Below are 18,505 nucleotides of genomic sequence, written 5' to 3'. Positions count from 1 at the left end.
ATAAATAAAAGACCATATAATGGTCTCAATAGCAGTCTAAGTCGATTGAGGGAATCACTTTAGCGTTACAGGTTTTTTCATAAAATTCAATCGGTCCGGCTTGATCAATGATGATTTCCTTGTAGCCCATCTTGCTCATTTCTTTCAGGCAAAAATGCAATAATGACTCTCCAATGCCCTTCGATCTTCTGTTCTTTACAACGCCCATCGGTCCAAAAAAGCCTGGTTTTTGAATGTCAAAGGCTGCAAACCCTACAATCTCTTCCCCATCCTGATCCATGGCAACACATATAGATGATTTCTGCTGTACTATGGATTGCTGAATCGAGTCCGTCCATCGGGACCCGAATTCTTCTTGGATGAAACGAATCAGTTTTTCCCCGTCCTGATTACTTAACATCCTGATATATTTGTATTCTCCTCCGGTTGAGTTGTATCTTTTTAAAGATAGTATCATGTCCCTTGAAATAGTTGCTATATTCAAAAGGGCATTTTCCTGATCCCTGGTTAATAATCCTTTTGTTTGCCCTGTCTTGATCAGTGCTTTCAGGACATGTCCCTCATTGAGAAAAATTTGATTGTAGTTTTTCATATAGTTGACCGCTTGCTTGAGTACCAGTTTTGTTGATAGACAGACTGGCAGATTAAATGGTTGGCAAAACTCATACGACATCGTCTCTTCATGAGGAATTAAAGATTCCCTCACGAACGAAGGGTCAATTAAGCTTTTTTGCTTTGCCTCCCAGACTGGGAACGAACCGTCGTTCAGGCAGCCGAGCAATAGATGACCGGGCAAAATGCAGGGACTTAAAGAACCTTTGCGCTCTTTTTCCGCGATTTCCAATGCCTTTTCCATTTGTTCAGTAAGTTTGTACTGCATCCCGCATCCACCTCTTTTAAAGAGTGCTAAATTACTAATAACTTGTTCTCAGATTAAGCACTTATTTTCAGCTTTTCTTCTTTTCTGCTAAGCGTAGAGTAGCTGTGCAATGCCATCCCAAGCATGACAAGTCCAATACCTGCCCAGGATAAAGGAGAAGGCAGCGGCATCGAAAGGATTAAATATTCACCAGCTAACGCAAAGAGAACCTCCATTGACTGGGTTGCTTCGACAGCAGCAAGTTGGGCCATATTCCCCCTAACTAAATCTGTTGCCCTGAAAAACAATACGGTTGCGATTACTCCTGAGGCAATGGCAACAAGAAGGGATTGCAGGCTTTGGCTCATGGATGGAGCTCCCTCTGTAACATAACCAAAAACAGCAAGAACGAGCCAGAATGGCAGACTGGCCAAAGTCATTCCAAGCACTCGCTGATAGGCGTCGAGACTTCCATTAATAACTTCCATCATTTTTCGATTGCCAAGTGGATAAGCAAAAGATGCAATCAAGACTGGAATCACTCCAAGCAATACCATTTGGAGAGGAATCTGCCGTGCATGTTCGATTTGCATCAACATGATGCCCAATAAGATGACAACGGACATCCCCAGTCCCTTAAAAGGGATTTTTCCTCTGACAGCTACTAAACCATCGTTTGTCTGTTTTATTTCATAAAACAAGGGACTGAGAAAAGCGCCTGATATAATCGTGATTTGCCATGTACCTGCGATCAGCCATCCTGGAGAATAGGCAGCCGCATATGTCAGGGGTGCATAAAAAAGGACAAATCCAATAAAACTCCATAAAAACCACGGGAATAGATTTTGTTTCATATGCTGGATTAATGACTTTAAATTCTTCCTTGCAGCTACTATTGCCAATAGGAACGGGACCATGAATATGTATCTTAATGAAGCACTCCATATCCAGCTTCCACCTGATAATTCCATTGACTGATTAAGGACGAAGGTAAAAGCAAAAAAGAAGGCAGCTAAAACACCTAACATAATTGGACCCATTGGTTCACTTCCCATTCTTTATTCGGAATCTATTTCAATCTATCATACTACCATAATCCAGGCTTTTCTACACAAAAACAGACACCTGGTATCCCAGGTGCCTAAAGCCGCTAATGGTATTACTGTTCATAATTTATTTCATCAGGTTTTTCATAGGTTACATAAGTTCCAGCAATAAAATCATGAATCGCTCTTTTATCCTGGCGCAAACCTACCATGAAGGCACTGACAATTACACCAATCCCTAAAGTCAATAGATAAACAAGCCCAGCGACTACTGTACGCATGAGCATCGTCCCAAAACCAAGTTTTTCGCCATTGACTTTCGCGATCCTTACCCCTACAATTTTCTTTCCAACGGTATAGCCAGACCATATTACTGGCACAAGAACAGTGTATACCAAGTTCATTGTGGAAGTAAATATGTTGTCTTCCGCGTTGCCTGTTATCAGGTAACTAATGATTGAAAGTGGTACACCGATAATTAATCCATCCAAAATTGCCGCACCTAGTCTTACCCAAAAACCTGCTGGTCTGCCCAATGCATTCCCTCCTAGAAGTAAAATGAATTCCCTGTATTTACACGTGAGAATGCAATGAGTGCATTCTTGTGGTCATACATATTAATACTTAATGCAAATAAGGATTATTTATTCTTATTTTTGTTTTAGGCTCTGCCGGTCTATTTGCTTATTTCCTTCAATCCATTCATATTTTTCTTTTTTGGTACTGATCAATCAAATCATCGAGCCTTTTGAGTTGAAAGGCATAATCATAAATAGCTGAACCTATTATCGTCAGACGCAGTCTGTCATCTCGGTCCATTGCTTTATCCTCCATGATTGTTTCAAGGAAATTCCCGCTTTCCTCGACAATCTGATCTACATTAAATTCCTTGATTTTGCCAGAGTATTTCAGGAGAATCAGTTCATGGTATTGGATTAGTTCTTCAAGATGATCATCAAACTCTCTGCTCTCCTCCTGCTGTGGCCGGCTCTGAAAGAAATGGTCCTCGACGATATCAAGGAGTCTCAAGCCGTGATGAAGACAAGCCAGCATTTGTTTAAACACGACCAGTTCCCTAACATCAAGGCGTTTGAACTTTGATATTTTCTCTCTCTCTTCGTCGAGTATTTTATATAGTTCTTCCAATTTAGCGATATCTTTTCGCAATTGGACCCACTGTGTTTGAAAAGTTTTTTCGGTAAGTTCATTGGATATTGCCGTCCTGATCAGCAATGACAATGTTTTAAAGCTGCTATCCATTTTACCGGTGAAATTTTTATTGAAATTAGGCGGATAAACGATGAGATTCACGAGAAATGCCGATCCCATTCCTACAAGGACAATCAGGAACTTGTTGGCAGCTGTAATGATACCTTCAAATTCCTGTGAACTCATCATGATTAAGACCGTGATAACTGTTAAGGATATTGAACTTTCCATTTTAAGCTTCAGACTTAATATGATGACAATCATTGTTACCAGGCCGATGACAACAGGGTTGTTTCCGAATAAATATATGGAGGCAACGGCGATGAGCGCACCGACCAAATTAGCCTGGAATTGTTCTAAAACTTGTTTCCAGGAGCGATAAATCGATGGCTGGATTGTAAACGAAGCTGCAATTGCCGCGAAAACCGGCGGCTCTAATCCAATCCATTTTGTTAAGTAGAGGGCCAGGGCAACTGCGATTCCAGTTTTCAGCACTCTTGGACCTAAAGTAATCATGGAAAACCCACTTTCTTTTAAAAGAAAATCTATCTATTCTATGATTACCTTGATAGGCAGGATAAAAACTCATTGGGTCTTAATACTCTCTTAAATATCATGTTTTTAACATACAAAGAGGTTATCTTTCCCTCCATCGGGAATAATATTCTAGCAGCTTTTTTAAAAGGTGGGAATAAGATGCTGAAATTAGAAAGAAATCATGACCCCAGGAAAAATGCTGAAATGATCTCACGCATCTCCGGGAAAAAATTATCGATGGTTCAATTGATCAGTGAAACTAACCAGTTATTCAGAGAAGTCAGCGAGGATTACAAGCCTCTATTAATGAATTCAAATAAAAAAATATCGTCTATTTTCACTAATTTCCAGACTAGCCTAAGAAGAGTTTTCCAGACTAAATCAGCCTTTGATGACGCTGTTCAATATGACACGATTGTTGACAGAAATGGAAATGTCTTTCCCGATTGGATAGGAAAATTGAATGAAGAGTATAAACACCTCGTAAAAGAAATTAATCGGGAGGTTCATATTGAAGACTTCGGAGCGGTCGGAGATGGTAAGACAGATAATACCGAAGCTTTCAGGATGGCTGTTGGACGTGGACATGTAAAGGTATATGTACCAGAAGGTATATTTATCGTGAAGGAGATAAAACTGCCATCCTATACCATCCTTGTCGGCGCAGGAAAGGGAAAAACAGTCATCAAGCTTCATGACTCTTCCCCAAAAGGAAAAAGGCTAGTAACGAATAAACATCACCGAACGGGAAATCGCAACATTTATGTCAGCGGAATGACCCTGGACTGGAATGTTGAACGGCTCGGAAATGTTGAAAAAACAAGCACCTGGGGAAACCACTCCAGCTGCCTGCTGTATGCCAATGTAAAATACGGCTGGGTAAAGGATGTTGAAGGAATCAACCCCGGGCTTCATTGCTTCGACATTTCGTCACCTCTCTACAATTACTATGGAGATGGGTACCGGGCAAGGGGCGGAAGTGAATTTATCTGGCTGGACAATCTGACAGGCTACGGTTTTGGCGATGATGGGATTACCACTCATCATAGCGATAACATTTTCATTTCAAATTGCCATATGAGTGATCCAAGCGGAAAAGCACATAAAAAAGGATTTTCAAACTCCAACGGAATAGAAATAGATGATGGTTCAAGAAATGTATGGCTATTGAACAACTCTACCACCAGATGCTTCGGCGGTATTGAAATTAAGGCCCACCATACATCTTCTGCAGCAAATAATGTTGTCATTATAGGCCATTTATCCGTGAACGATAATAGATCTTATAATTTTCGGCATATTGGCCATCACAAGGAGAATGATCCTGAATCAAAAACAGCCATTAACATAACAGCAGCCAACATCATCTCCATCCATCCGGTTTACACTGAACTATATGCCCATTCAGCACCTAGAGCCATGGTTGTATCTGCGTACAAAAACGTTGCCGTCAACCATTTCACGGCAATTGGCGATCCATCCTATGACTATAATGGCGAACCTGTCTTGGCCATCCAGTACAGAGCCCGAAATGTCATGCTAAAAAATATAGAACTAAGGGGTTTTTCAAACGCTGGTTCAGACATCAAGGTTTTCGGAGGCAATAATCATGCTGACAATGTAAAAATTAGAAATGTGGTCACAACACATTCTGCTCCTAAAACAATAGAAATCGGGAAGGGCGTAACAGAATCATCAGTTGAGAAGGTTTTCGCTGAGGCAATCAATGGCAGGACAGTTGTACAAATATCTGAAAATAAGGCCATGGTAAAGGATATTCAATCAAAAGGCTTCAGGCAAAATATATCGAGACACTTCGGAAGTGAGATTAAGGTGTGACGATATTAAACAGAGAGAGGAAGCAGTGCAACTGCTTCCTCTCTTCAAACGAGCACCCATTTATGAATTGACTGAGCGACTCCGCTTTCACGATTCGTACCTGTAACATCATCCGCAGCTTCCTTGACAACATCCTGGGCATTTCCCATCGCGATTCCCAATCCAGCCTCAGTGATCATTGCAATGTCATTCAGGCTGTCTCCAACGGCCATCACGTTTTCCATTGAAATCCCTAATAATTCACAGACCTTCTGCAAGCCCTTGGCCTTATTGATTCCTAATGCGTTGACTTCAATATTTTTCAGACTGGAATTGCTTATTTCAAATAAACCTTTTTCTTTTAACTCTGTTAATACACTTTTCCTGATTTCATCCTCTTCAATATGGAAGCCAAACTTGAGCCACTTTTGTGAAAATAAGTCCTCTGGCATGTTATTCCTCCAAACGTCTTCACTGCTTGTAGCCCAAAATCCCGTTTTGTGCTTCCTAGACAGCTCAAACATCCATTGGATATGTTCTGTATCGACCGGATTAACTTCAACGAGCTCCCCATCTGGTCCCCATATTTCTCCACCATTAACTGTCACAAGATAAGAAGATAATTCGAGGGATATAACATAATCTCGCGCTGTTTTGAGACTGCGTCCGGTACTGAGTACCACAAATACCCCTCTTCGTTCAGCTTCCTTGATTGCCTGTCTATTTTCATCTGTAACCTCATGGTTTTCATTGAGGAGAGTTCCGTCCATATCGAGTGCAATTAATTTAATATTTGATCCTTTTTTATTCAAATCCATCCTCCTATAAACCATTAATTTTGGTTATTGATGCTGTCAATTGCCTGTTTTACAGTTGCGAATGTATTGATCCTCGAGAAATCAACTCCACCTTCTACCGCAGCCTGTGCTAGTTCGGGGCGCATCCCAGTTGCGAACGATTCCACTCCCAACAACCGCAGGACATTATGAATATCAAAAATATGCTTGGCAATCGCTGCATCTATCGTGACAATTCCTGAAAAGTCAATGATCAACGATTGAACCTTTTGCTGAGCAACCTGTGGAATCGCCCGTTCCATGATTAGTCTCGCCCGATCATGGTCCATTTTTCCGACTAAAGGCAAGACGGCTATATTCTCCTGGACCGGAACCACTGGGGCCGACAAGATATCCACTTCGTCCTGGACTTCCTTCATCAGTTTCGAAGCTTTCCTTTCAAAGGCAAATACAGTTTCATTAATGCTGATATCAAGCATATTGTTTACTTTTTTATTGATCCAAATTAAATCTTCAGTGTCTACACCATGTTTGAGACTTATATCTGCCATTTTATCGATAAACACTATTCTTGTTGGCGGATATCTGAGAAGTATGTCAGAAATTTGTCCTCCTCTTGCAGCTTCCCTCTCTCCATTGTCCTTGCTCCATTCAATCAACCCATGAGGAGTGGTTTCATCTGCATTCCTGATTGAGTCACCAAGAAACCCAAGGTACTCAGTATAAACAACAATTGCCTGGTCAATTTCCTTCTTTGGGATTTCGACACCAACAATTTCAACTATTGAATCTACCATTTCCTTTGCGATTGTTTCGGCTTTTAGTTGTAATTCATTTGCCACCGCAGCTGTTGGATTCACAAAGGTCACTTCCCTTTTCTTCATATTAATAAAAGTCTATTACTTACTATCAATAGGATACACTTTAAGGGAAAAATAATCTCTTTTTAAATCGTTATTTTGAACAGTGAATAGAAAATAATCGGGTCGGCCTAGTTAAATAGTAACGAACAAGATTCAACTTCCATTTAATCACACGTTTAATATTCTTTTGAAATTCGGGTCAATTCAAAAAACTCTTTTTCTGGTTTCATCCATTTTGTTCCCTTATCTGAAACTAAATAAATCCCGTTATCCAAGTCATAATAGACAGTAATAGTCAAAGCTCCAAACATAATAGTGCTTTTCTCTTTATATAAAAGTGGCTGATTTCCTGCTTCTGGTGCTTCATTGATCATTTCTCCAATTTGACTGATTATTTTTTTGTCAGTCATCTTGAAGCAATCACCACTTCGGTCTGGCTGCTCATTTATACAGACCTCAGGCACTTCAGATTCGACCCATTTTGCAGCTTTTATTGGTACTGTTCTATCGAATGTGACCTCCGTCTGGTCCATATTTATGAAATATGACCCGCTGATTGACAATGCCCAATCTGTCCCTTTCTTTTCCCAGCTTGATGTGAAGCCAGCTCCATCCTCATTGGAATCTGACGAGGCCTGCTGCATAATTAAACTCCAACCATTTTTCGGGAGCTCCTCCTCGTAAAACTTCATGACCTCACTCCAATGATTTCCCTCTATTTTATAGACTGGGCTATCTGCCTCCAGCCCTTTATATAGCGGAATATCCTCAGTGCGTTCAGGAATCAGATCAAACCCTTCGTATTTTTCTTTTTGATTTTGTTGAAAATAAATCAGTATGGCGGCAAACAAAAGAACAAAAAAAATCAACCATGGCAATCTCCCAACCTTCAAGGCAATCCCTCTTTGCTTTTTTCCTATATAATAAAGCAAAAGATGGTAGAATAGAATACTTGAAATGAAGTGAGGTGAAGATTGATGACAAAGAGTAAAGATGGAAAAAATCGAAATGACATCAAACCTGGTTTAAAAGTAAATATAGTTCTCAAGGCAGACCAGAAAACAGGAAAACTCACTCAGGGAGTCGTTAAAGATCTCCTTACCAATTCGGGCACACATCCACACGGAATTAAGGTTAGGCTTGAGGACGGTCAGGTTGGGCGTGTAAAAGAAATACTGGAATAAGGGATTATTCCGGCCAAGTACCGGCCACATAAAAAAGCATTAAAGGGATGACCCTTTAATGCTTAACTTCTTTTTTCTTTAACTTTATCAACGATCAATGTATTTAACCTTGGTGCCAACTGGAACAAAATTGTTCCTATAAAAGCAATAACCAAGATATATATACTGGCGAAAACCTTTAACTCTCCAGTTGCAAGTGCAGCTATGATTACGGAAAACTCACCCCGCTGAGTAAGCGATAGCCCCGCTTTTAGCGAATCGCTTCTTGACAGGCCAAACCATTGCCCTCCCATATACCCAACAATCAATTTATGGATCAACGACCACAGAACGAGCACGACAAGCAGTCCTAAATAAGGAATATCGCTCGTCAATTCAATGTGAAGACCAAAATTCAGGAAAAAGAATGGAAGGAATATATTCCTTACTGGCAATGCTGCTTTTTCAACCTTGTCCTTTATTGTTAACTCAGATAGCATCATACCAGCGAGAAAGGCACCGATTACCTCTGATAGCTCCAGCATTATGGCAATTCCTCCGTAGGTGAGGGCAATGCCGGTAATCAAAACGATGAATATATCGTCCTGGTTGATTTCTTTTAGAATTGATTCCGCCTTTTTAAAGACAACCTTTGCAAAGAACACGGCAATCCCGGCGAGAATGCCTATCTTCGCTAAAATTATTAAAAAATCAGTAACCGTCAATCCTTTTCCAGAGAGTCCAATAAGTACTGTTACAAGGACGGGAGCAATCAAATCCTCAAAAACCAGGATCAGAAGCATGAACTCGGATTCTTTATTCTCAGTCCTGTTCTTGTCCTCCAACAGTTTTGCCGTAATAGACGAACTGGTAGCATAGACAATTCCACCTACAATCAAGGATGATACCCAATCCAGTCCGAACAGCGAGCTGATCACAGCAGTTACCAAAACCCCCAGCACCACATCCAGCAAGCCGCCCTTCCAAACCCTGGAACTGTTCGATATTAACCTGTTTACAGGGAATTTCATTCCAAGAATAAAAAACAGCAGGACTAATCCAATCTCCCCTGCCACTTCAATTACTTTGGATTCTTTAATAACTAATGATAATACCAGTCCAAGTAAAATATATAATAATATATCTGGAATTTTAATCAATTTGATGCCAACCATGCCGATCAGAAAAAGCATCAACAGAAATATTCCAATGAATAAAGTCAAATTCAATTCAATACATCACCTTTTCGTTTTTTAAAAAAGCATTTACCTTCCTATTTTGTACCCAATTCATGACATTTCAACCCTGGAAAATTGAACTACTTACTGGCTTACTTACTGACTGGATAAGAACTATTGAAGATTCACACATTAAATAGAAACATACTTTCAAACAGTACATTTACATCTTTTATGATAAAATAGATTATATATTCAAACGGTTGATTCTACTAAGGGGGAACAAATGAACAGCAGTCAAGAAGCAGTTCTTGCCCGGCAGCAGCATAAGGGCATTACAAAAACAAAACTAGCTAAAAGAATCTTTTTCATCATTTTGGGAGCTGTCCTGATGGGTGTAGGAATTGAGGAATTCCTCGTCCCAAACAGAATTTTGGATGGCGGAATTGTTGGCATTTCAATTATCCTCTCTCATTTAACAGGCTGGCGCCTCGGCCTCTTTATTTTTGTATTAAACATTCCTTTCTTTTTCATTGGTTATAAACAAATTGGAAAAACATTCGCACTTTCCACCCTTTTGGGGATTACTGTTCTTTCATTAACAACCAGCTTTCTTCATGAAGTACCTGTTTTTACAGAAGATTTGCTGCTTGCCACCGTATTCGGAGGGATCGTTCTCGGGGCTGGTGTAGGCATAGTCATCCGTTACGGCGGATCTCTGGACGGTACTGAGATTCTGGCAATCCTCGCAAATCGAAGACTCCCATTTTCAGTCGGTGAAGTCATCATGTTTTTTAACATCTTCATTTTTGGAACCGCAGGATTTGTGTTTGGCTGGGATCGTGCAATGTATTCGATTCTCGCGTACTTCATCGCTTTTAAAACAATTGATATTGTGATTGCTGGACTGGATGAATCAAAAGCAGCGTGGATCATCAGTGACCAGCATAAGGAAATCGGCGAAGCGATTCTTGCTCGGCTTGGCCGGGGTGTAACCTATTTAACAGGTGAAGGAGCATACACCGGGGATGACAAGAAAGTAATTTTCTGTGTCATTACCCGTCTGGAAGAAGCGAAACTAAAATCAATTGTCGAAGAGCTGGATGAAACTGCCTTCCTTGCTGTAGGTAACATTGCTGAAGTACGAGGAGGAAGGTTCAAGAAACGAAATATCCACTAGTGATTATTTTAACCGCAGGGAAAAAAGTGCAGCCCAGAGAACATCTGGGCTTTTCGTTTATCATCAAGTAATTTGTTAGCCCCATCACTCTTCCGCTGGTGCTGCATCAACAGCAATTTGATAGGCATCTAGCAAGTTGGATTTTTCACCTTCACTTTCAAGTCCTACGAGAAATTGGTCCTCACCTTGGTCCTCTACTTTCATTACCACAGTTTCTTCCCCTTCTCTCAACATCGCATAAGATAGTCCATTCATTTCAAACAATGCTTCTACTTCGAACTGTCTCTCATTTCCCATCTCATCTCTTACGGTTACCAGGTCCCTGACTGAATCATTGTCCATAGCTGCTCACCTCCAACATTAAATCATCTTATTTTTCCCTTCTCTGGCAGATATATAATTTTCATCATTCGATTTTTGGTTGAAAATAGCACTTCTAAATCAAAATAATATATGAATTTAAAATAAACTTTTAAATCCATTTCTTTATTTTCACCGATATAATATTTCTCACACACTATTTATTGGAGGCGTCCTACTTGAAGACAGCTGGAATTATTATTGGCTCACTCATCGTTTCATTTGCATTCAACCTCTTCCTGATTCCACATGGAATCATGAGCAGTGGAATCAGTGGTCTTTCCATCATTTTATCGATGCTCACATCTATAAATACGGGCATTTACAATTTCCTGTTGAACTTCCCCCTGCTTGTTATTGGTTATTTGAAATTAGGGAGAAAATTCATCATTTATACAATCCTTTCAGTCATTACCATCTCAATTGCACTTTATTTTATACCTGTATTTAAACTCGCTAAGGACCCGATTCTTTCTTCCATTTTCGGAGGTGCTATTGTCGGACTGGGAATAGGTATTATCTTTCGCTCATCAGGTTCATCAGGCGGATTTGATATCATTGGAATGCTCCTTGCCAGACGAAAGGACTTTCCAATGGGAACATTATTGTTTGCGATGAATTCTATCGTCATTTTGTTATCAGGCTTCTTATTCAGCTGGGATGCAGCACTGAATACCCTTGTTTCCATTTTCGTTCTGGGAAAAGTGATTGATAAAGTTCATACACATCATGTGAAGCTTACTTTAATGATCATTACCAGAAAAGGCGAGGAAGTGAAACAGCATCTTCTTAAAAATGTCTATCGCGGTGTGACGGTTATCGACTCTATTGGCGGATACTCCAATGAGCAAAGCAATGTCATCATTACGGTCATATCCCGGTATGAACTTACCGAAGTCAAAACACTCATAGAAGAAATAGACCCTGAGGCATTTGTGAATATAACAGAAACCCTGGAAGTAATGGGCCTGTTTCATCGAAAACAACAACATTGAACAGCAATCAAGAAGCCAGATCATCTGCTTCTTGATTGCCCTCTGAAAATTTACAGGAAAAATCATCTTGAAATTTTTCTGGATTCATCATATAATAATTAAGTCGCTGAAATTCAAAACCAATATACCTTGTCCCAGTAGCTCAGTACGTTCGAATCCGCTTCATCGAAACGGCTTCAGCGTCCACATCGAGCCGCTTCTTGGAATTCATTCTGAGATGTGGACGGGATATCACACTAATCTAGTTACTTTCTCAAATTTCAACTTTATTTCTAATCTTGTCCCAGTAGCTCAGCAGGATAGAGCAACAGTTTCCTAAACTGTAGGTCGGGAGTTCGAATCTCTTCTGGGACGCTTAAAAACCTTGATAATATATCAAGGTTTTTTTATTTTTTCAGATAGTATTAATATTTCCATACGAAATTTACGATATCCAATCACTTATTCTCTCTTTTCTCTGTCTCCCTTCTTTTTATAAGCTTCTTTTTTTTAGAGAATAATTTTCTTAGAGTTTTTATTTAACTGGTTGAGCAGTTGAGGGGAACTTTCCATTACCGTTATGAAAAATCACGCTTGTAGATAAAAAATAGATTTGGTTAAGAATTGTGGAACTAAAGCCTATGAAAATCGTCTATATAAGTGATTACAGAAAAGGTAAAAATTGAATGGGGATTAAAATGGACTGTTTGTGGTATTTATACACCATCAGCAATTCAGCAAAGGGGATAGGACATGAAAAATAAAAAGAAAGATCTGCCTTATCTATTATTTTTACTGGTCATGCCAGTATTAGGCATGATTTACAAATTAATAAACAACAATCCAAGGGAGGCAGTAATCCTTTCAACTGACTTCGATAAAATGATTCCCTTCCTTCCGGTTTTTATTATACCCTATATCTTTTGGTACGGTTTTATTTTGGGTTATTTGGTGTATTTTTGGTATAAGGAAACACGAGTTTATTTAAAGACATTGACTCTGATTGTTGTGGGAGAATTGATTTGTTTCCTGATTTATTTCTTCTTTCAAACAACCGTTCCAAGACCGGAATTGACAGGAGATGGGATCCTCATTGACCTTGTCGGAATGATCTATAGCCACGATCAACCCTTTAATGCTTTCCCTAGTATCCATGTGTTGACTACATTCACAATCATTCTTGGCAGTCTTCACATTCAAAACAAGCATATCATCCACAGGATTTTCATACCTTTAATGGGATCTTTGATCATCATCTCGACGCTTTTTGTAAAACAGCATTATATCCTGGATATGTTTGGTTCCATGTTCTTGACTTCATTCATCTATGGCATTGTTTTTGATGTACTGGAATTCAAGGTCGCTAAAAGCTCGGAAACCGTATATGTAAAAGATTGAAGAAACAACAAGGCCACAAAAGAGCTGAAAAGCACAGCTTTTTGCGGCCTTCTTTATTTACCTCTTTATTTACCTGTATCCTCATCGCTTCTGACATCCGGTTTGACAGGGTATAATTCTTCAGATGCCTCTGTTTTGTATCGGTAATTTCCATTGTTATACTTTTCGCCAACTTCCAAAACACTTCGGGATACGTATTTATGGAAAAAGTATTCAGTTACGGCAATTCCGCCAGCTTCTATTAAGGATGGGAGCAATAGGCGCTCTCCATAGGTCAAGCTTTCTCCTATTATTCAAATGATCATAAAGACAAGTCCGAAATCTGCTAATGTTGCGATCGTATTATTAGTCTTTGACAGAAGGAATAAGTCCCCTATTAAGTATGAAGCAATAATAAGGATCAGAGAAATCAATAGTACGTTAGTAAATGGCATTTCATATATTACCCCAAGGATGGTATACAGCAAGGCCAGGCTCTAAGGTGTTCCCACTCCATCTCCACCAATATTTAAGATTTATATTATTTTTCTCCATTCTATTTATTCCATACTTTTTTCTGCAAAACAACAGAGATCAATCCAATTAACAAAACAACAATAATGCTGATAAAGAAACCCATTCGTATGCTCTTCTCAGCCAGAGTTCCTGTAACTGCAGCAAGAATAAGGAATATGCCCAATGTGGAGAGTGTTTTCCCCCATACCTTCATTTCAACTAATTTAAGCCCCGACAGGATAATGAAAGCCCAATTGAATAGAATCAGGATTCCTGCGGCAGTAGTAATATACTCATATATTTTTCCCGGAAGCAGCAACGCGGTAATTATGGAAGCGATCAGTCCTACTACTGCAAGTCCCAGGGATGGAAGCGGCAATTGCTTCCACTTTTCAATTTTCTTGGAGAAAATCTTCGGAGCATCCCCATCCTCGGCCAGTGTGACGAGCAAGGTTGTAACACCAAATAAAGAAGCTGTCATAGTCGAAAAACCTGCGAGAATGATTGCAGCATTGAATACATGCGGAAAGAAATCCAACTTGAACTGACCCATGGCAGTTACAAATGGACTTTCCTTATCGTTAAAAGCTCCGTGTGCAGCCAGAATGACAGCAAAGCCCAATGAAAGCACGTACACAATGACCAGTAAAATCAGCATGATCACACCCGCTTTTGGGGCATCTTCTTTATTTTTCAATCTTGTCGCCATCAATCCGATTACCTCTATTCCTCCATATGCGTAAAAAGCATAAATCAGCGATGACCAAAAGCCTTTTAGTCCGCCAGGAAAAAGTTTATCTACTGAGTTCGGCATATAAACTTCCTGCGTTTCAAGATTGAACAATCCGAAAAGAGCTGCTGCAGCAATAAGGATGAACATGATGATGGCTGCCGTTTTAATAACCGCAAGCAAATCTTCAACCTTATCAAAACCTTTATTTCCGGTTAGGACAACGCCGATTGAGAGAACTGCGTAACCAGTTGCAAAAATCCATAAAGGGATATGGGGAAACCAGAATTGGGATAAGATCGAAAGAGCGGTCAGCTGGCTTCCCATAATCAGGATATTGGAACTCCAATAATTCCAGCCGCAGCTGAACCCAGCCCATTTTCCGTAAGCCTTTTTGGCATAATAGCAAAAAGAACCATCCTGTGGGTCTTCGGCTGTCATTTTTGCCAATAAATTATAGACCAGGTAAGTACCAATAGCCGCAAGGATAAATGAGATGACGATTGATGGCCCGGTGATTTTGATTCCAATGGCTGAACCCAGGAAAAAACCTGTGCCGATCGTACATCCCACACCGATAAGGGACAATTGCCACCATTTTAAATCTCCTTCATTTGAGTGATCCCCGCCTTTGGATTTTACAGATGGCAGAAAAAAATCCATTCCTTTCTCCCCTTTCTCGATAAGTATTATCATTAGAGAATCCACCTGATATTATGTATTGAGTGATAAGGCAAAAAAAAAAGCCAATTCCCTAAGGAATGACTTTTTTAGAGTTAATTCTTGCCTTTATCGGTATCCGATTCCTTGCTCAATCCAGTCATTGTGCGATACAACTGTGTATACATGCTTCCTTGCACGATATTTTCAAGAAAGAATTCACCAACTAGCTCTTTATACTCCTCATCTTCAAACATTTTCTTATTTTGAAGCTCCATTTCCGCTAACCCTTCATAGGTGGAAACTAATGCATAGGTATGATCTTCTCCTGATATTGGCGACAAAAGCTCCACCCTATGGTCATACTGTTCGTTCCGGAAATTTTGAATCAAGCGCAGATTCTTGATCCCGTCCGGGAACTTATCTTGTTTCAATTCAAATGTTTGAATAACAATGACTGACATATCCTATCCCCCTGTAAAATGGTCGATAGGTTTAGATTTTTCCAAAGGCAACAAATCTATTCATTCCTGGTCAGGAGTTATAAAGATGTAGCGCATCCTGTTATACTTCTCTTCTCAAAGCCTGGAGCACATCTACTTTTGTAGCTCTCTGTGCTGGACGCAAACCAGAAAGGATTGTGACAAGGTAACAAATTATGAAGCTGATTATTGGCAGTGTAAAGGGAATATGGCTAAATATCAAGCCCTCGGGCGGTTCTTCACCAAATGCATGCTTTATGATGATCGGCAATCCAAAATTAACAATTATACTTATAACATAGGCTACGAGCGTGCCGATCGCTGCTCCGATCAAGCCGATATAACTGCTTTCCAGTATGAAGATCTTTTTGATTGTCTTTGGATTGGCACCGATCGCTTTCATGATTCCGATATCTGGTGCCCTTTCTGTAACGGCCATGGTCATTGTGTTATAAATTCCTATCGAGGCAATGATGATGGCAATCGTTCCGATGAAAATAAGTCCAGCCTTCACGATCGTGAACATTACATTCACATCCTTCAATTCATTAATGACCGAATAGGATGGAAAATTGTTTTCTTCAAGCTTAACTGTAATATCTTTTACTGCTTCCATATCTTCAGCGTATATTTTAACCTCGTCAAACTGGTCAGCCGCTATTGCTGGCAGTTCCATGTCTGGGTTGTTCGGGTCCTTCATCATTCCCCGCGGTGTTCCTGTAAACTCCTCTACTTGCTTAAGGACCCCTTCGGAAACAAATACCACATTGTCATAGACCCATTCCTTCGTGGGCTTCTTACGGATTCCTGCAATGGTAACTTGCAGCTTCTCTTTTATTTCTTTGCCATCTTCAAACTTGATTACGTTCATGATGATTTTCTTTCCTACAAGTTCACCTTTGTATTGATATTCTTCTTTTATCTGGCCGTTTTCATTATATATGTCTTCTGTTGCATCTCCGTTAGGTCGCAAATCTTCAACAAAATGGTAGCCAACAAGCACCTCATTGTCTGATTTCGGCAGATGCCCATCTGATAATTCAAGCCCGGACTTCATTTCGGAAGGCATATCGGCAACCACTGCCCGCGCAAAGGTCTGGTGTTCACCAACTTCAAACTGATAATCCTGGAGGTTTTTCCTTCTGGTAACAGCTTTAACATCCTTAATTTTTTCAAAAAATGCAATATCCTTTTCGCTCAGCTGTTTAAATCCATTTTGAGGATCTTCTTTTCCTGGTACTTCTATCTCTGTCACAATCCTTCTTTCCAGCGTTTCTTTCACAATCGATTTATGAAGCCCAAATCCTACAGAAGCAAGGACAATGAGGAATGCAACACTCATCGCTGTGGCCAGGATGGTCATGAACAGCCTTGTCCTGTTCTTCTTCATGTTTTGCCTGACGAAACGAAATTGATCTTTAAGCCTCATTTGCAATCACCTCTTCAACTACTCTTCCATCTTTTAATTCAATGGTCCGATGGCCAATCCTTGCAACCTTGTCATCATGGGTAATGATTAAAAAGGTTATGCCAAGTTCACTATTTAATTTTTTTATGAACCTAAGCAAATCCTCTTCCGTTTCTGAATCCAGACTTCCAGTCGGTTCATCCGCCAATATGATCGGCGGATTGACAATCAAAGCGCGGGCAATACTCACTCTTTGCTGTTGACCACCCGATAGTTCTCCGGGGTAATGATCCTGAAAGTCTGCCAATCCAACCATATCCAGAATTTCGCTTGTCCGCAGTTTTCTTTCTTGCTCTTTCACGCCCTTTAAAATCAAAGGCAGCTCAATATTTTGATAGGCAGTCATACTTGGAATCAACTGAAAGCTTTGAAAGATGAAACCGAGATGGTGAATTCGGAAATCTGCAAACTTCGCCTCGGACAATGTCGATGTTTTGATCCCATTGATGGTTATTTCCCCATGTTTTGGGCGAATGAAGCCACTGACTAGATTGAGTAGTGTTGATTTTCCCGAACCGCTTCTGCCTACAATGGTGACGATTTCCCCTTTCCCAACTTGCAAAGAAACATCCTTTAAAACAGGGATGACTGTCTTCCGCCCTTTTTTACCAATTTCAAATTCATGACTCAAATGGTTTATTGAAATCATAACTCTACTCCTCATACATTTTATTGAATATTAGTAATTAAATGCCGGTACCTACGATGAAAAACATAGGCGATTACTTTCATCGCCTAAATCCTGTATCAAGCTGGATATTTCTCTGACATGACTTTTTTCAATTGTTTCCTGGCTCTATGCAGCCTTGTTTTGACTGTCCCGGATTTGATGTTCAACTTACTGGCGATCTCATTTTCCTTTAAGCCGTACTGGAGTTTAAGTACAAGCACCTGCTGATATTCTTGGGTCAAAAGATATAGAAGATGCTGGATTTGCTCCTTGAACAGAAGTATTTCTACTTCCTTCTCTAGTGATTGTTCAACGTCGTGATCGCTAAAAATCTGTTCCATGATGCTTTGATCGGATGGTAGCCATCTTCTCCGCTTCTCTGCCCGCAAATAATCAATGGCGGTCCTGGCTGCGATTGCCGCTAACCAGGAACCAATCTTATACTCGTCAACAATGGTATCAGCTTTTTTATATGCCTTTATAAAAGTTTCCTGGACCACGTCTTCAGCTAAATGTCGATCTTTAGTAATCCTGAAAGCGATTTGCTGAAGTTTTTTGCCATGTATCCTATAGAGTTCATCAAAATCAATATAAGCCATATCGATCCCCCTTGCCCAG

General features: G+C 40.0%; 19 protein-coding genes, 1 tRNA gene and 1 pseudogene. 6 read left to right on the top strand and 15 right to left on the bottom strand.

Features of this window, described 5'->3' with window-relative positions; translation table 11 throughout:
* Positions 1-25 precede the first annotated feature (25 nt).
* From FS736_RS20010 to FS736_RS19995, 4 genes are all read right to left on the bottom strand, one after another.
* On the bottom strand, positions 26-880 hold the full coding sequence (locus FS736_RS20010; protein ID WP_144480657.1) for a GNAT family N-acetyltransferase: 855 nt from the start codon (positions 878-880) through the stop codon (positions 26-28).
* A 53-nt stretch (positions 881-933) separates the two neighbouring features.
* Positions 934-1,899 carry a DMT family transporter gene (locus FS736_RS20005; RefSeq protein WP_144480655.1) on the bottom strand — a complete coding sequence of 322 codons (966 nt, stop codon included), beginning with the start codon at positions 1,897-1,899 and terminating at the stop codon, positions 934-936.
* A gap of 119 nt (positions 1,900-2,018) precedes the next feature.
* The gene (locus FS736_RS20000) at positions 2,019-2,441 is read right to left on the bottom strand and encodes an RDD family protein (protein ID WP_144480653.1); all 423 of its coding nucleotides are present in this window, start codon (positions 2,439-2,441) and stop codon (positions 2,019-2,021) included.
* A 166-nt stretch (positions 2,442-2,607) separates the two neighbouring features.
* Positions 2,608-3,630, bottom strand: a complete 1,023-nt coding sequence (locus tag FS736_RS19995) for an FUSC family protein (protein WP_260983669.1) — start codon at positions 3,628-3,630, stop codon at positions 2,608-2,610.
* A gap of 180 nt (positions 3,631-3,810) precedes the next feature.
* On the opposite strand from FS736_RS19995, the gene FS736_RS19990 reads away from it, so the two are divergent.
* The gene (locus tag FS736_RS19990) at positions 3,811-5,490 is read left to right on the top strand and encodes a glycosyl hydrolase family 28-related protein (RefSeq protein WP_144480651.1); all 1,680 of its coding nucleotides are present in this window, start codon (positions 3,811-3,813) and stop codon (positions 5,488-5,490) included.
* Between the two features lie 44 nt (positions 5,491-5,534).
* Here FS736_RS19990 and FS736_RS19985 read toward each other — a convergent pair whose 3' ends face one another.
* The 3 genes from FS736_RS19985 to FS736_RS19975 form a co-directional block, all read right to left on the bottom strand.
* The gene (locus FS736_RS19985; RefSeq protein WP_144480649.1) at positions 5,535-6,287 is read right to left on the bottom strand and encodes a Cof-type HAD-IIB family hydrolase; all 753 of its coding nucleotides are present in this window, start codon (positions 6,285-6,287) and stop codon (positions 5,535-5,537) included.
* 14 nt (positions 6,288-6,301) lie between these two features.
* On the bottom strand, positions 6,302-7,126 hold the full coding sequence (locus FS736_RS19980; RefSeq protein ID WP_251540341.1) for an STAS domain-containing protein: 825 nt from the start codon (positions 7,124-7,126) through the stop codon (positions 6,302-6,304).
* 179 nt (positions 7,127-7,305) lie between these two features.
* Entirely contained in the window at positions 7,306-7,998 is a 693-nt protein-coding gene (locus FS736_RS19975; protein WP_144480645.1) for a hypothetical protein, read from the bottom strand.
* 108 nt (positions 7,999-8,106) lie between these two features.
* Here FS736_RS19975 and FS736_RS19970 point away from each other — a divergent pair, with 108 nt between their 5' ends.
* Complete coding sequence (locus FS736_RS19970) at positions 8,107-8,313, top strand: YwbE family protein (protein ID WP_144480643.1); 207 nt, start codon at positions 8,107-8,109, stop codon at positions 8,311-8,313.
* Between the two features lie 62 nt (positions 8,314-8,375).
* Here FS736_RS19970 and FS736_RS19965 read toward each other — a convergent pair whose 3' ends face one another.
* Positions 8,376-9,521, bottom strand: a complete 1,146-nt coding sequence (locus FS736_RS19965; RefSeq protein ID WP_144480641.1) for a cation:proton antiporter — start codon at positions 9,519-9,521, stop codon at positions 8,376-8,378.
* A gap of 235 nt (positions 9,522-9,756) precedes the next feature.
* On the opposite strand from FS736_RS19965, the gene FS736_RS19960 reads away from it, so the two are divergent.
* Positions 9,757-10,650, top strand: a complete 894-nt coding sequence (locus FS736_RS19960) for a YitT family protein (protein WP_144480639.1) — start codon at positions 9,757-9,759, stop codon at positions 10,648-10,650.
* 84 nt (positions 10,651-10,734) lie between these two features.
* On the opposite strand, the gene FS736_RS19955 is transcribed toward FS736_RS19960, so the two are convergent.
* Positions 10,735-10,992, bottom strand: coding sequence for a DUF1292 domain-containing protein (locus FS736_RS19955; protein WP_144480637.1), 258 nt, complete (start codon positions 10,990-10,992; stop codon positions 10,735-10,737).
* 197 nt (positions 10,993-11,189) lie between these two features.
* Between FS736_RS19955 and FS736_RS19950 the strand changes: the two genes are divergently transcribed.
* From FS736_RS19950 to FS736_RS19940, 3 genes are all read left to right on the top strand, one after another.
* Positions 11,190-12,005 carry a YitT family protein gene (locus tag FS736_RS19950; RefSeq protein WP_144480635.1) on the top strand — a complete coding sequence of 272 codons (816 nt, stop codon included), beginning with the start codon at positions 11,190-11,192 and terminating at the stop codon, positions 12,003-12,005.
* 280 nt (positions 12,006-12,285) lie between these two features.
* Positions 12,286-12,359: transfer RNA gene (locus FS736_RS19945), tRNA-Arg, on the top strand.
* A gap of 378 nt (positions 12,360-12,737) precedes the next feature.
* Complete coding sequence (locus FS736_RS19940) at positions 12,738-13,382, top strand: phosphatase PAP2 family protein (protein WP_144480633.1); 645 nt, start codon at positions 12,738-12,740, stop codon at positions 13,380-13,382.
* A 65-nt stretch (positions 13,383-13,447) separates the two neighbouring features.
* Here the strand turns inward: FS736_RS19940 and FS736_RS25265 are convergent.
* The 6 genes and pseudogenes from FS736_RS25265 to FS736_RS19905 form a co-directional block, all read right to left on the bottom strand.
* Positions 13,448-13,849, bottom strand: a pseudogene (locus tag FS736_RS25265) (DUF2512 family protein).
* 68 nt (positions 13,850-13,917) lie between these two features.
* Positions 13,918-15,270, bottom strand: a complete 1,353-nt coding sequence (locus FS736_RS19925; protein WP_144480881.1) for an amino acid permease — start codon at positions 15,268-15,270, stop codon at positions 13,918-13,920.
* Positions 15,271-15,383: 113 nt separating this feature from the next.
* Entirely contained in the window at positions 15,384-15,731 is a 348-nt protein-coding gene (locus FS736_RS19920; RefSeq protein WP_144480627.1) for a hypothetical protein, read from the bottom strand.
* A gap of 100 nt (positions 15,732-15,831) precedes the next feature.
* Entirely contained in the window at positions 15,832-17,178 is a 1,347-nt protein-coding gene (locus FS736_RS19915) for an ABC transporter permease (protein WP_144480625.1), read from the bottom strand.
* The gene (locus FS736_RS19910; protein WP_144480623.1) at positions 17,168-17,866 is read right to left on the bottom strand and encodes an ABC transporter ATP-binding protein; all 699 of its coding nucleotides are present in this window, start codon (positions 17,864-17,866) and stop codon (positions 17,168-17,170) included. Before FS736_RS19910 ends, FS736_RS19915 begins: the two co-directional genes overlap by 11 nt.
* 98 nt (positions 17,867-17,964) lie before the next feature.
* The gene (locus FS736_RS19905) at positions 17,965-18,486 is read right to left on the bottom strand and encodes an RNA polymerase sigma factor (RefSeq protein WP_251540351.1); all 522 of its coding nucleotides are present in this window, start codon (positions 18,484-18,486) and stop codon (positions 17,965-17,967) included.
* Positions 18,487-18,505: the final 19 nt, after the last annotated feature.

The organism is Cytobacillus oceanisediminis 2691 (assembly GCF_007678455.1).
Classification (GTDB): Bacteria; Bacillota; Bacilli; order Bacillales; family Cytobacillaceae; genus Mesobacillus; species Mesobacillus oceanisediminis_A.
The sequence above is the reverse complement of the archived record's forward strand: the minus strand, read 5'-3'. Positions and strand labels throughout refer to the sequence as shown.